The following is an 11,790-nucleotide window of genomic DNA, read 5'->3' on the forward strand; positions in this document are numbered from 1 at the left end:
CTCTGGTCCGTTGGTTCCGGTCGGCGTCCTATATACTTTTCTTGTCGTGCTCACGCGGCCGCCCGCTGACTCCCGATGTGGGACGGATCGACCGAACGCGAGTGCGGCCCACAGTCGCTCACTCGGCGGGTTCGCTCATTCCGCCAGACCGCCGAGGTGGTCCTCGACGCACGCACGAACAGTGCCGCTGGTCCCTCGGACGCGGAGTCCGAGATCGTCGCCGTCGACCGCGTCGATACAGGCCAGAACCGCCCGTGCTCGGCTCCCTTCGCCACGGCGCGCGCGGACCACCGCGTAGCCGCTGCCGCCGTCGAACGCGAACCGGAGCACCGAGAGGTCCACGTCCGCGCTCCCGGCGTCGCCGATCAGGTTCTGCGCGGCGAACCACACCTCCCGCTGGAAGGTCCTGCGGTTGAATCCGGTTCCCGAACGACCGCGCAGCTCGACCGCGAGGTAGCGCCACCGCGGCTGCAGGTGCTTCGGCAGGTGCTTCACGACTCCTCGACTCCGTTCGCGTTCGTCCCATCGACACCGGCGGCTCGCTCGGCGACGAGCACGCCGACCTGGTCGTGGACCATCTCGACGGCCGTCAGCGCGTAGCCGGCGTCGGTGAACGCGTCGGCGAGCACGCCGACGGTCGCCGGGTCGTCGACCTCGGGGCTGTAGAACGGCTCGTCGGGGTCGGCCTCCCCGAACAGCATCACGTCGCCGAGGACGATCCGGTCGGGTTCGAGGTCGGCGATCACCGCGATCGCCTCCCGTTTCTCGTCGTCCGAGAGGTGGTGCATCGCGAAGTTGCTCGTGACCACGTCCACGTCGGCGTCCGCGGGAACGGCCGGCTCGCGGAACCGTCCCTCGCCGAACTCGACGGTCTCCAGCCCTCGCTCGGCGGCCTTCTCGCGGGCCTGTTCGAGCATCCCCTCGCTGATGTCCCGGCCGATGACGCGTCCGGCTTCCTCGGCCAACGCGAGCGCGATGGCGCCGGTCCCGGTCCCCAGATCGAGAACGGTGTCCTCCGGACCGGGGGCGGCGTGGTCGACGACCAGCGACGCGCAGGCGCGGTACTCCTCGCCCTTCGACTCGTCGTACGCCTCGGCCTTCTCGTCGAAGCGGGCGGCGTGGGACTCGATGGACTCTTTCATGGCCCTCGATCCGATCCGGGGGACAAAGAACGCCCCGCTCTACGGATCGGCGTCGTCGACGGACCCGCGGTAGACGCCGGGCTCGACGAACTCGTCGCTCCGGAGCCGGCGATTCCGCTCGACCAGCCGGTCCCACTCCGCCAGCCCCGCCTCGACCTGTTCGGCGTCGAAGCCGATCACCTCGCCGACGGCGACGAGTTCGCGGGGCGCCCGCAGATGCAGGTCGCTCCGGGGGTCGGCGCTGACGACGTACGGCGCGTCGAACGTCTCGACCAGTTCGCGGAGCTTCCGGAGCCCGCGGATCGCCTGCACCCGCTGGCCGCCGTCCGCGCGGAGGACGCGCCGGAAGGAGAACTCGAAGCGGACGCCGTTCTCGGCGGCCGCCTTCGCGAGGACGTGGTTCACGTCGCCGTCGCCGACCATCGGGTGGGCGAGTACGTCGACGGCGGGCTGCTCCACCGCAAAGCGGTTGATCGCCGGCGTCCCGCCGTGGACAGCCACGATGGTCTTGTTCTCACGGTGATTGCCGACGAAACCGCTCGCTCGCGAGGGGTCGTCGGCCCGGATCTCGACGCCCTCGACGACGTCGACGGCGTGTTTCTCGGATAGCGCCGCCGCATCGAACTCGGCGGGCGCGTCGCCGTGGTTGCGCACGACGATCCCGTCGAAGTCGTACTCGGCGGCGGTCTCTGCGTACCGTTCGACGGACGCGTCGCCGTCGGGGTCGGCGTGGACGGCTTCAAACATCGCGCGGAGAACTGTCGATCACGGCCGTCAGAGCGCCTCGAAGACCTCGCGGGCGTTCTCGACGGCCTTCGGTTTCTTCGCCGGGTACGCTTCGACCTTGGAACGGAAGGTGATCCCGTCGCCGCGCTCGATTTCGCCGGAGAAGGCCGCCTGCTTGTCCAGCGTCAGGTAGAAGGCGCAGTTGTCGTCGACCCGCTCGCCGAGTTCCTCGACGACGGCGTCGACGTCCCCGAGTTCGCCGAGCCGGTCGAGGACGTGCCGGATCTCGTCGGCGCGCTCGACGCGCGCCGAGAGGACGACGATCCGGTCGCCGTGGTGGCCCTCGGAGACGGCTCGCTCGATCTCGAAGTCCTCGGGGAGGAAGGTTCGCAGTGACTGCTCGACGCGCTCTTCGTCCTCCGTGGCGTAGCAGAACGCACGCAGATCGACGTAGTGGAGCGGGACGGACGGCATCGGCGTCAGTCGCTACTCCTCGGCGGCTTCGAGCTGGTCCTCGGAGATGCCAGCTTCCTGGCCGTCCTCGAAGGAGACCGTGTAGTTCTCGTCGCCGAACATCGTCTCGACGACCTGCTCGATCGTGCCCGCTTCGCCGTCGTAGTCGCTGTGCTCGTCGTGCAGGATGACGCGCTCGTCCTCTTCGAATGCCATGCGCGGCGGTACTCGATGCCCGACCAAAAAGGGACTGATCCGACTCACTCGGCGGCGCTCGCCGCGACCCCGCCGTCTCCGGGTCGACACCGCCGGACCTCCTGGCCCGCCGCCCACGGCCCATCGTCCACGGCCCGTCGTCCACGGCCCGTCGTCAGACGCGCGGCTTGCGCCCGGCCGGGAGCGGGCCCGAGAGGTCGAAAACTTATGCCGATGTCCCGCGAACGGCAAGCCATGATCGATTCCACGCGTGCCGCGACGGGCCGGCAGAGACGCAGGGACGGACCGCCCGAGCAAGCGGGCAGATGACCGCCGTCGACAACCTCTGGTACCTCGCGAGCGAGGCGCGCCAGGAGGCCGAACAGGTGTACCACCGATTCGCCGACGACCACGAGGGCTACGTCGAGTTCGAGACGACCCGCTCGGTCCCGCGCGACCGCTTCCGGACCGTCGCCGAGCGCATCGAAGCGCAGGGACTTCCCTACGGCGCCCACACGCTCGCTTACCGGCCCTCGGGCGAGTTGCTCCTCGTCAAGCAGGACGCCATCGACACCTGGGTACTCCCCGGCGGCGAGGTCGAACCCGGCGAGTCGGTCCGCGAGGGCGCGCGCCGCGAACTCAGTGAGGAAGCCGGGATCGACGTCACCTACGACGGCCTCGGCGTGCTCGGAGAAGTGCGCTTCCGCAGCGACGGCCACGAGACGTGGGGCGTCCTCCCCGTCTTCGAGGGCGAAGCCGAGTCGACCGCCCTCTCCGTCCGCGACCCGGACGGGGAGATCACCGACGCGCGGTGGTTCGCGGAACTCCCGGAGAACACCCGCGACCGGCCCGTCCTGCAGGAGTGGCGTGACGAGCGATTCGGCGAGTGAGGCGAGCGAAGCGATCGAAAACGAGCGAACGCGAGCTGTTTATTCGGGGCCGAACTGTTCGCCGTTGCGTGCGTCGGCGCGCATCCGACGGACGGTTGCACGGGCGTTGCTGGCGTCGTAGCCGAACAGCACCGACTCGGCGTACTCGTCGGCGACCTCCGTCGCGTGGACGAGGTTGTCGATGTCCACGTCGACGGCGTAGAGTTCGACGCTGAACGGTGCTCCCAGTTCGTCCTGGAACCCGCGAGCGAGGGCCTCCAGCCAGTAGGTCGTCGTGTACGCCATGTCGTAGATCGGGACGACGAACTCGTCGACGTACTCGGCGAGGGCTTCGACGTCGGTGCCCGCGCGGTCGTAGATGTGGCCGGGGTACGGATCGGGGTAGAGCGTCACGAGGAGGTCGCCGGGGACCCGTTCGCGGGCGTCGGCGACGAAATCGGTGATGACGTCCGCGCGCCACGCCTCCCAGTCATCGAAGTCGCTGTCGGCGAAAGCGGCCTCGCAGCGATCGCAATGGCAGTACTCGTCGCGGGGGAACCCGACGTCGTCGAGGCGAACGTCGGGGTTGACCTCGCCCGCTTCCTCGATGATCTCCAGCAGTCCGTCCCGGTAGCGTTCGTGGGTGGGGCAGACGTACGCCCAGTCGAAGTACGGGCGGTCACGGGTCGCCGGCTCGCCCGCGTCGCTCTCGGGGACCAGATCGGGGTTGTCGGCGGCCGCCTTGTTGTCGGCGAAGCAAGAGACCATGTTGACGGCGTTGTCGACGGGTTCGGCCGCGCGGCCGGTCACGTCCTTGACCTCGTAGAACCCGCGGTCGAACTCGGCCCACTCCAGCTCCGGCTCGTTCCGCGTCACGACGCCGTACATACCCGTCCCTACACACCCGGCGGTGTAAGTCGTTCGAAAAGGTAGTCGGAAGTCGGTGCCTCACCCACCGTCACCGGCCTCGGGCCGGCGACCGACGGGGCCTGATCGGTCGCCACAGCGGGCGTTACTCGCCGAGCGCCGTCTTGTAGACGACGGCGACGACGACCAGGGCGACCAGCGCGAGCAGTGGTTTCTTCGACATCGATCGATCGTTCGTGGCAATAGATTAAAGGGTTTCTGGTGGGCAACCGATCGCGGTCCGGCGAACGCTCGTGGTCACTACCGAACGGACGCGCCGAAAGACCGCTGCGTCAGAAACGTGGTCGAACTTCTCGCTCACTTCGTCTCGTTGTGAGTGTTCGGGTCGGCCTTGGAGATGCTCCGCTCGGCGCCCTCCATGTCGAGTTCGCTGAGGAACGAGAAGTCCTCCGTGCCGTCGACCGACGGCCCCTGCGTCCACGGCGCCTCGTACTCCTCGCCGTCGCGGGTCGTCGACATGAACGAGTAGTCGAACTCGTCGGGCATCTCGTCCTCGGGGAAGGTGTTCGGGACCGGCAGGTGGTCGAACGGGTCGTCGGAGTCCCCCAGCGAGTGCAGCGCTTCCAGCCACTGGTTCTGGTGCATCGCGTCGCGGGCGACCAGATACGAGAGCATGTCCTTCATGCCGGGGTCGTCGGTCATCTCCCAGAGGCGCGCGGCCAGCAGGCGGCCGGTCGACTCGGCCATCACGTTCGCGTACATGTCCGCTGCGAGGTTCCCGCTGGCGACGACGTAGCTGGCGTTGAACGGCGCGCCGTTGGCGTCGACCGGCATCGCGTTCAGCCCCGAGGAGAGGTACTGCCGAGGCATCATGCCCGACATCGCCGCGTTGACGGCGCCGTCCTGGCTCATCTGCTCGCGCAGTTCCGTCGGCGCGCCCTCGAGGTTCTTGGCGACTGCCGTCGCGAGCATCTCGATGTGCCCGATCTCCTCGACGGCGGTCTCCATCAGCAGTTTCCGGTACTCCTCGTGTTCGTCGGGGACGCCGAACGCCTGGAACATGTACTGCAGACAGACGCGCATCTCCCCCTCGACGCCGCCGATCGCTTCCTGCAGCATCTTCGCGAACACCGGGTCCGGCTCCTCGACTTCGACTGGGTACTGAAGCTTGTCGTCGTGGTAGAACATTGGAAGTCCCACCGATCCCACGGTCGGACTCTCAATAGGCGGGCGGCCTTCGAAGGCAAGCCTCGCTTCCGTTGGAAATCGAAACGACAGGTTAGAGCGAACGCGTATTCAAGCGACGTCGATCTGCTCGGGGATGCTGTCGCGGACGATGGTATCGCAGTAGGCACAGCGGATGCCGTCGTCGAGGACGTCGAACCGGGAGTCGACGGGTTCGTCCTCGGTGGTGATGCAGTGGCGGTTCGGGCACGAGAGGACGCCGACGACCTGTTCGGGACGCTCGACGCGGTGTTTCTCGACGACGTCGAAATCGCGGACGATGTTGATCGTCGCCGCCGGCGCGATGAGCGAGAGCACGTCGACCTCGTCCTGGCTCAGCTCGCGGCCCTCGACCTTGACGATGTCCTTGCGGCCGAGGCGGTCGCTGGGGACGCGCATGCCGACGCTGACGGTCTCGCCGCTGTCGGCGTCGATGCCGAGGATGGCGAGGACGTTCAGCGCCTGGCCGGCGCTGATGTGGTCGACGACGGTACCGTTGCGGATCTTGGAGACGCGGAGTTCGCGGTCGCTCATTCGTCACCTCCGAGGACGAGGTCCAAAAGCGCCATCCTGACGGGGACGCCGTTGTGGGCCTGCTGGAAGTAGTGGGCGTAGTCGGTGTCGTCGAGGTCGTGGGCGATCTCGTCGACGCGGGGGAGCGGGTGCATGACGGTCAGGTCGTCGCGGGCCGCCTCCAGCGTCTCGCTGTCGATCTGGTACTCGCCGGCGATGGCGCGGTACTCGCTCTCGTCTGGGAACCGCTCGGCCTGGATCCGCGTGACGTAGAGTACGTCCAGTTCCGGGAGCACCGGTTCGAGTTCAGTGTGTTCCCGGATGGTCGCCCCCTCCTCGTGGAGGTCGTAGCGGACGTTCCGCGGGAGCTTGAGGCTCTCCGGACTGATGAAGTGCTGATCGGCGTCGAAGTTCGTGAGCGCGTGGGCCAGCGAGTGGACCGTCCGTCCGTACTTCAGGTCGCCCATGATCCCGATGGTGAGGTCGTCGAACCCGGCCGACTCGCGGATCGTGTACAGGTCGAGTAGCGTCTGGGTCGGGTGCTGGCCGGCGCCGTCGCCCGCGTTGATGAGCGGGACGTCGACGAACTCGCTCGCCATCTGGGCCGAGCCCTCGCTGGGGTGGCGAAGGACTAGCGCGTCGGCGTACCCCTCGACCACCCGGACCGTATCCGCGAGGCTCTCGCCTTTCTTGACGCTGGAAGACTCGACGGTGCCCATGTCCACCACGTCCCCGCCCAGTCGCTTGACGGCCGCGGTGAAGCTCATCTTCGTCCGCGTACTCGGCTCGAAGAAGAGCAGCCCGAGCAGGGCGTTCTCGTGGCGGTCCGCGAAGGCCTCCGGATCCGCGGCCACCTCCGCGGCCCGGTCCAGCACCTCCTCGATGTCCGCCCGCGAGAGTTGTTTCGCACTGATAATGTGGTCGTGACGCATCGAGTAGTGTCGCGCCCTCGATTGTCTTGAATCTCCCGACACGGGACTGACCTCCCCCGGGAACCGCCGAACATCTGTCGCCGGTCCGTCCTGTCTTTCCCGTAGATTCAAGGCGGAAAGCGAGGCCACGCTCGCCCATGCTCGCTATCGCCGGAGGCAAAGGAGGCTGCGGGAAGACGACGACCGCGCTCGGGCTCGCGGCCGCACTCGCACGCGACGGCCAGCGCCCGCTCGTCGTCGACGCCGACTGTGACATGCCGAACCTCCATACCATGGCCGAGACCGAGCGCCACCCCGGCGTCGACGCCGTCGAGGACGGCGACTCGATCGCCCTCGCGACGCATCGCTCCGAGGTCGTCCCCGGCGTCGACGTGCTCCCGGCCGGGAGTGCCTCGGGGCCGATCGGGGAGACGGCGCTACGCCGACTCGCCCGCGCGCCACAGCGGGTCGTCCTCGACTGTCCGGCGGGCGCGACCGACGCCGCGGCCGCGCCGCTCCGGGGCGCCGACGCCGGGCTGGTCGTCTCGACGCCCGACCCCGCAAGCCGTTCAGACGCCGTCAAGACCGCCCGCATGGTCGAAGCGCTCGACGCGACCGTGCTCGGGAGCGTGATCACCCGTGCCCCCTCGCAGTCGCCGCTCCCGTCCGACGGCGAGGCGGCCAGCGTTCTCGAACCTGTCCTGGCGACGGTCCCACCCGTGGACGGCGCCGTCCTGCGGAGTCGGATCGGGCGGACGGCCTACGATCGACTCGCAACGGCGCTATCGAGGCGGAATCTTTAATCTGGTGGGGTGAGAAGAACGCGCTACGATGGTCAACCGGCTACACACGGGCATCGACGTCCTCGACCGCAAGCTCGGGGGCGGGATCCCGGAGGGGAGCATCGTCGCCCTCAGCGCCCAGCCGGCCAGCCAGGCGGAGCTGTTCCTCTACGAGCTCACCGCCACTCGCGGCACGCTCTATCTCTCGCTCGACCGGACCGCCCAGTCGGTCACCTCCAGCATCGAGCAGTCGCCGGCCCCGACCGGCGACCCGACGGTCCGACACATCTCGGGCGAGGCGCCGCTCGACAACGCGGGCAAGCTCGTCAGCGCCCTCCCTGAGACCTCCAACCTCATCGTCGACCCGCTCGACGTCCTCGAATCCCAGGAGCCGCCGTCGCGCTTCCGGTCGTTCATGAACGACCTCCAGAACCACATCGTCAACACCGGCAGCCTCGCGATCGTTCACTGCCTCGACGGCCGGTCCGTGCCGCCGCTACGCGATACGACTGAACACTTCGCCGACGTCATCTTCCAGCTCGACACCACGATCACAAGCGACGAGGTCGAGAACCGCCTCGCCATCCCCAAGTTCCGCGGCGGCCGCGCACCCAACGACATCATCAAACTCGACCTCGTCGAAGAGGTCTCCATCGACACCTCCCGCGATATCGCCTAGCCATCTTTTTCCCGCCCGGGTTTCCTCGCGCGCCGAAGCCGTGCTGCGAGGAACTCGGGCGGCAAAAACATGGGTGAAAACACCGTCAGAGCGAAGCTCTGACGAGGTGCTCAAAAGTCGCAGATTTTTGATATGACGAGACGGCAAAGCCGTCTCGAACCATCTCGTTCGCTTGCTTCACGAGACAGGCCGAACTCGCGCTTTGCGCGAGTTCGGTGAACCGGCGCCTTCGGCGCCGGATGTTCCACGTAGAGCGAGGGCACATCGGCCGACCTGCTGATTACGGCCCTGACCCGAAACCGGCCATCTCAAATTCGAACGAAACTGTGACAGTTGATCTGGTAGGGATGGATGTTTCACGTCGATCCAAGCCAGGTGGCCGTTACCTTCCCGATCACGAACCGTCATGCCGTCGTTGTCGAGGTGAAAGACGGGATTACTCAGACGACAACGAGCACTGGAAGAGTTTCCATCTCAGTTCGAGACAGCGACGGGGTGACCTTCCGAAATTACGAGTCGACAGGCGAGTTCCTGCCGCACGTCTCACGGCTCGAATTGGGAGAGGACCGCGACCGAAACGGGGATCCGATATACAGCCCGCCGGGGAAAGAACCGAACGACGCGATGACAGCTGATCCAGAGACCGATAGTGAAGATGGATTCGTCAGAATCACCATCTCCGGAACAGCACATCGAATTCTACGCAACCAACAGAAGGCAGCATCTTAGACTTTGTATCCCAGGTCTCTGAGCCTGTCGTCGACGGATTTCGCCCCCATCGAGAACGAACGGTCTGGCTCCGGTATGGGGTCGTCTGATTTGATTTCGCGCCGCTCACCGGTTTGATATTCGAGCCAGGGGACCTTCGTCAGTTCTTCGACGTGGATCCCGCGGTGATGGCCGTACGCTTTCATCTTCAGCGGCCCGACGCGATCGCCTAGTAGTTCTCCGTGGTCGGCACTGACAACGGTCTTCCCACGGAACGTGTTCATCAGCTCCTCGACCTTCGGAAGGACCAACTCCAGGTTTTCCCGATACAGGGTTTCCAGTGTCTCGTCGGAGATGTCTACCTCGCTGGACCAGATCTGGTTGTAGAGGCTGGACGGCTGGTCTTCTCTGCCGTTGAAGAGTTGCTGGGCGGTCTCGCCCAGGAAGGGGTGATGCGGACGGATGAAATGGACGATCAGACGCTTATTGGGGTGCTTTTCCGCGGCCTCTTTCGCGCACTCCATTATCAATGTCGGCTTGTCCTTCCCACCTTCTTCGCTCGGGTGCTCAACGACGTCGTACACCAGATGAAAGTTGGAGTCGGCTCCCTTTTTGAAAACCCAGGAATTTCCGGTCACGTAAACCGTATCGTGGAGTTCCCTTCCCTCGAAGTTTCCCTCGATGAAGCTCCGGGTGGTTCCCGCTCTCGATTCACGTGACCCGAGAGTCCCCGGTAGATCGGATAGCCGTTCAAATTCGTCGAACCGACAGGCGTCGAGAATGATGAGGTTGTCCCAGTCCTCTTCAAATATGTCGATTCCGGACTTGTTGTACGACTTGGGTCGAAATCTCCGATCGAGAAACCCGTTCAATTCCAGCAATGCGAGATGCGGATTCTGGACGGCTGTCTTTAGTTTCGACGCACCCACCATAGCAGAAACCAGACACCCACACAGTAAAAATGTAACTCAAAAACACAGAGGGGTTCGGTTTCTGTCTCAACGGATCGTGAACGCAGGTATCCTGATCCAGCCATACCATTGCAATGAAATGCAGACACTGCGACAGGGGCTCGGCTACAAGATCGTAAGCAGCTGGAGAGCTGTTCTGTTCTACTGGCTGTGCAGGCAAATACGATCCATCTCAAGACAGGCTGTCCGATCAATAGGCAGCCGAAACCGAACAGCAGTTTCGGCGCGATACGGGACGAAACAGACCTGAGCCGTGTGATGGCACGGCCCCGACGGCGACCGTAGATTGAAATCGTTCTATCACGTTGGCTCGGACGTGCCCGACGACCGCTACCAGCCGCTCCTCCAACTGGTCCACAATCGAGCCGGCGACGCCTTCCGTGGCGCGATTCGCTACGACGCCGACGAGTGGGCGGTGCTTTACCTCCGCGACGACGTCGCGACCGAACAGCTCCGCGAATCGATGGGGGCTATCATCGACCGCGCACGCAGTGCCGAATCGATCGTCCCGGAATCGGCGTACGACCGACTCGGCGAGACGCAGGCGACCGTCGAACTCCACGACCACGCTGCGGTCCTCCACTTCCGCACCGAACCGGACAGCGGCGTTATCGTCTCGCTCGACCGCGACGTAGCGAAGGGGCTCGGCCAGTTCGTCAACTCGTGTAACGCGGTCCTCGACGGGGATCGGCCGAGCGACGGCTCTACGGACTGACGCGAACCGGAAAAGGGAGCGGGCTTACTCCTCGGCGCCTTCGAGTTCCTCGACGATCTCCTCGGCGTCGATGTCCTCGTCCTCGAGGGCTTCCTCGATGTCGCCGCCGCCCATACCGCCCATCATGCCGCCCATGCCGCCCATCATGCCCATGCCGCCGCCGAGCTCTTCCTGAACGATGATGCGGTCGATGTCGAGCAGGTTGGTGAGCTGCTGGGCGATCTGCTGTTTGCCCATCATCCACTGCTGGTTCATCGTGAGCTGGGGCGTCGCCTCGATGTAGAGCGTCTCCTTCTCGACCTCGACGGTCTCGTACTCGGGCTCGCTCTCTTCCTCGTCGTCGTCCTCGTCGTCGTCGGACTCGACGAGCTGCTCCTCCTCGACGGTGTCCGTCTCGAACCAGACCTCCAGATCCATGTCGAGGAAGACGTTCAGCAGCGCGCTCGCGCGCTGCTCGCGGTCCTCGACCTCGTCGAGGACTTCCCACTCGTACTCGATGTCCTCGCCGGCGAGCGGGTGGTTGAAGTCGACGCGGGCGCGGCCGCCGATGATCGTCTCGACGTGGCCGTGCTCGCCGTCGATGTCGACGTGCGCGCCGGGGTAGCGGTCGTCCTCGGGGATGCGGTCGGCGCTGACCGTGCGGACCTCGTCGTCGTCGAACTCGCCGAAGGCCTCCTCGGCGGAGACGGTCACGCTGCCGGTGTCACCGACTTCGCTGCCGATGATGTCCTCCTCGACGGCGCCGAAGACGTGGCCCTCGCCGAGCACGATGGTGCGCGGGGCGAACTCCTGGTCCTCGCCGACGCCCTCTTCCTCGGCGACGTCGGGGTCGGTCGTGTCGACCAGGTCGCCGCCCTCGACGGTGCGCGCGGTGTAGTCGAGTTCGATGAAGTCGCCGTTCTGGAGACCGGTGGTCTCCTCGGCCTCGGCGTCCTCGGTCTCTTCGCTCTCGACTTCCTCGTCGACGTCCGCGGCTGTCTCGTCGGCTTCGTCCTGCTCGGACTCGTTACTCATACGATCACGGACTGGCGTTGC

General features: G+C 65.9%; 15 protein-coding genes and 1 pseudogene. 5 read left to right on the plus strand and 11 right to left on the minus strand.

Annotation, left to right across the window (positions count from 1 at the left end):
- Nucleotides 1-150 precede the first annotated feature (150 nt).
- The 5 genes and pseudogenes from AB2U09_RS18165 to AB2U09_RS18185 all read right to left on the minus strand — a co-directional run.
- A pseudogene (locus tag AB2U09_RS18165) lies at nt 151-495 on the minus strand (Rpp14/Pop5 family protein); the annotation flags it as partial.
- A complete protein-coding gene (locus AB2U09_RS18170) occupies nt 492-1,142 on the minus strand; it encodes a class I SAM-dependent methyltransferase (RefSeq protein WP_459194142.1) in 651 nt (216 codons plus the stop codon). The gene AB2U09_RS18170 and the pseudogene AB2U09_RS18165, both read right to left, overlap by 4 nt.
- Before the next feature lie 39 nt (nt 1,143-1,181).
- Nucleotides 1,182-1,889: an RNase P subunit p30 family protein gene (locus AB2U09_RS18175; RefSeq protein ID WP_459194143.1), complete on the minus strand. Its 708-nt coding sequence runs from the start codon at nt 1,887-1,889 to the stop codon at nt 1,182-1,184.
- Between the two features lie 27 nt (nt 1,890-1,916).
- A complete protein-coding gene (locus AB2U09_RS18180) occupies nt 1,917-2,342 on the minus strand; it encodes an RNA-binding protein (RefSeq protein WP_459194144.1) in 426 nt (141 codons plus the stop codon).
- A gap of 12 nt (nt 2,343-2,354) precedes the next feature.
- Nucleotides 2,355-2,537: a DUF1918 domain-containing protein gene (locus tag AB2U09_RS18185; RefSeq protein WP_459194145.1), complete on the minus strand. Its 183-nt coding sequence runs from the start codon at nt 2,535-2,537 to the stop codon at nt 2,355-2,357.
- 305 nt (nt 2,538-2,842) lie between these two features.
- On the opposite strand from AB2U09_RS18185, the gene AB2U09_RS18190 reads away from it, so the two are divergent.
- On the plus strand, nt 2,843-3,406 hold the full coding sequence (locus AB2U09_RS18190; protein WP_459194146.1) for an NUDIX hydrolase: 564 nt from the start codon (nt 2,843-2,845) through the stop codon (nt 3,404-3,406).
- A gap of 39 nt (nt 3,407-3,445) precedes the next feature.
- Here the strand turns inward: AB2U09_RS18190 and AB2U09_RS18195 are convergent, their stop codons facing one another.
- The 4 genes from AB2U09_RS18195 to pyrB form a co-directional block, all read right to left on the minus strand.
- Nucleotides 3,446-4,273, minus strand: a complete 828-nt coding sequence (locus tag AB2U09_RS18195) for an alpha-amylase family protein (protein ID WP_459194147.1) — start codon at nt 4,271-4,273, stop codon at nt 3,446-3,448.
- A 336-nt stretch (nt 4,274-4,609) separates the two neighbouring features.
- Nucleotides 4,610-5,440: a manganese catalase family protein gene (locus AB2U09_RS18200; protein ID WP_459194148.1), complete on the minus strand. Its 831-nt coding sequence runs from the start codon at nt 5,438-5,440 to the stop codon at nt 4,610-4,612.
- 108 nt (nt 5,441-5,548) lie between these two features.
- Entirely contained in the window at nt 5,549-6,010 is a 462-nt protein-coding gene (pyrI, locus tag AB2U09_RS18205; RefSeq protein ID WP_459194149.1) for an aspartate carbamoyltransferase regulatory subunit, read from the minus strand.
- Nucleotides 6,007-6,921: an aspartate carbamoyltransferase gene (gene pyrB / locus AB2U09_RS18210; protein ID WP_459194150.1), complete on the minus strand. Its 915-nt coding sequence runs from the start codon at nt 6,919-6,921 to the stop codon at nt 6,007-6,009. The genes pyrI and pyrB overlap by 4 nt, the downstream gene beginning before the upstream one ends.
- A 137-nt stretch (nt 6,922-7,058) precedes the next feature.
- Here pyrB and AB2U09_RS18215 point away from each other — a divergent pair, with 137 nt between their 5' ends.
- From AB2U09_RS18215 to AB2U09_RS18225, 3 genes are all read left to right on the plus strand, one after another.
- Nucleotides 7,059-7,703, plus strand: coding sequence for a MinD/ParA family ATP-binding protein (locus AB2U09_RS18215; RefSeq protein WP_459194151.1), 645 nt, complete (start codon nt 7,059-7,061; stop codon nt 7,701-7,703).
- Between the two features lie 28 nt (nt 7,704-7,731).
- Nucleotides 7,732-8,361 carry an RAD55 family ATPase gene (locus AB2U09_RS18220; RefSeq protein ID WP_459194152.1) on the plus strand — a complete coding sequence of 210 codons (630 nt, stop codon included), beginning with the start codon at nt 7,732-7,734 and terminating at the stop codon, nt 8,359-8,361.
- A gap of 351 nt (nt 8,362-8,712) precedes the next feature.
- The gene (locus AB2U09_RS18225; RefSeq protein ID WP_459194153.1) at nt 8,713-9,090 is read left to right on the plus strand and encodes a hypothetical protein; all 378 of its coding nucleotides are present in this window, start codon (nt 8,713-8,715) and stop codon (nt 9,088-9,090) included.
- Here AB2U09_RS18225 and AB2U09_RS18230 read toward each other — a convergent pair.
- On the minus strand, nt 9,087-10,001 hold the full coding sequence (locus AB2U09_RS18230; protein ID WP_459194154.1) for an alkaline phosphatase family protein: 915 nt from the start codon (nt 9,999-10,001) through the stop codon (nt 9,087-9,089). The genes AB2U09_RS18225 and AB2U09_RS18230 overlap by 4 nt on opposite strands.
- 355 nt (nt 10,002-10,356) lie before the next feature.
- Here AB2U09_RS18230 and AB2U09_RS18235 point away from each other — a divergent pair, with 355 nt between their 5' ends.
- A complete protein-coding gene (locus AB2U09_RS18235; RefSeq protein ID WP_459194155.1) occupies nt 10,357-10,755 on the plus strand; it encodes a DUF7522 family protein in 399 nt (132 codons plus the stop codon).
- A gap of 24 nt (nt 10,756-10,779) precedes the next feature.
- Here AB2U09_RS18235 and AB2U09_RS18240 read toward each other — a convergent pair whose 3' ends face one another.
- Nucleotides 10,780-11,769, minus strand: a complete 990-nt coding sequence (locus tag AB2U09_RS18240) for an FKBP-type peptidyl-prolyl cis-trans isomerase (RefSeq protein ID WP_459194156.1) — start codon at nt 11,767-11,769, stop codon at nt 10,780-10,782.
- Nucleotides 11,770-11,790 lie beyond the last annotated feature (21 nt).

Source organism: Halosimplex yunnanense (assembly GCF_054504345.1).

Excerpts from the sequence above, each read along its gene's own strand:
- AB2U09_RS18230 (WP_459194154.1), bottom strand. The coding sequence starts at position 10,001 with ATGGTGGGTGCGTCGAAACTAAAGACAGCCGTCCAGAATCCGCATCTC.
- AB2U09_RS18215 (WP_459194151.1), top strand. The coding sequence starts at position 7,059 with ATGCTCGCTATCGCCGGAGGCAAAGGAGGCTGCGGGAAGACGACGACC.
- AB2U09_RS18240 (WP_459194156.1), bottom strand. The coding sequence starts at position 11,769 with ATGAGTAACGAGTCCGAGCAGGACGAAGCCGACGAGACAGCCGCGGAC.
- pyrI (WP_459194149.1), bottom strand. The coding sequence starts at position 6,010 with ATGAGCGACCGCGAACTCCGCGTCTCCAAGATCCGCAACGGTACCGTC.
- pyrB (WP_459194150.1), bottom strand. The coding sequence starts at position 6,921 with ATGCGTCACGACCACATTATCAGTGCGAAACAACTCTCGCGGGCGGAC.
- AB2U09_RS18170 (WP_459194142.1), bottom strand. The coding sequence starts at position 1,142 with ATGAAAGAGTCCATCGAGTCCCACGCCGCCCGCTTCGACGAGAAGGCC.
- AB2U09_RS18190 (WP_459194146.1), top strand. The coding sequence starts at position 2,843 with ATGACCGCCGTCGACAACCTCTGGTACCTCGCGAGCGAGGCGCGCCAG.
- AB2U09_RS18195 (WP_459194147.1), bottom strand. The coding sequence starts at position 4,273 with ATGTACGGCGTCGTGACGCGGAACGAGCCGGAGCTGGAGTGGGCCGAG.
- AB2U09_RS18220 (WP_459194152.1), top strand. The coding sequence starts at position 7,732 with ATGGTCAACCGGCTACACACGGGCATCGACGTCCTCGACCGCAAGCTC.
- AB2U09_RS18180 (WP_459194144.1), bottom strand. The coding sequence starts at position 2,342 with ATGCCGTCCGTCCCGCTCCACTACGTCGATCTGCGTGCGTTCTGCTAC.
- AB2U09_RS18225 (WP_459194153.1), top strand. The coding sequence starts at position 8,713 with ATGTTTCACGTCGATCCAAGCCAGGTGGCCGTTACCTTCCCGATCACG.
- AB2U09_RS18175 (WP_459194143.1), bottom strand. The coding sequence starts at position 1,889 with ATGTTTGAAGCCGTCCACGCCGACCCCGACGGCGACGCGTCCGTCGAA.
- AB2U09_RS18200 (WP_459194148.1), bottom strand. The coding sequence starts at position 5,440 with ATGTTCTACCACGACGACAAGCTTCAGTACCCAGTCGAAGTCGAGGAG.
- AB2U09_RS18185 (WP_459194145.1), bottom strand. The coding sequence starts at position 2,537 with ATGGCATTCGAAGAGGACGAGCGCGTCATCCTGCACGACGAGCACAGC.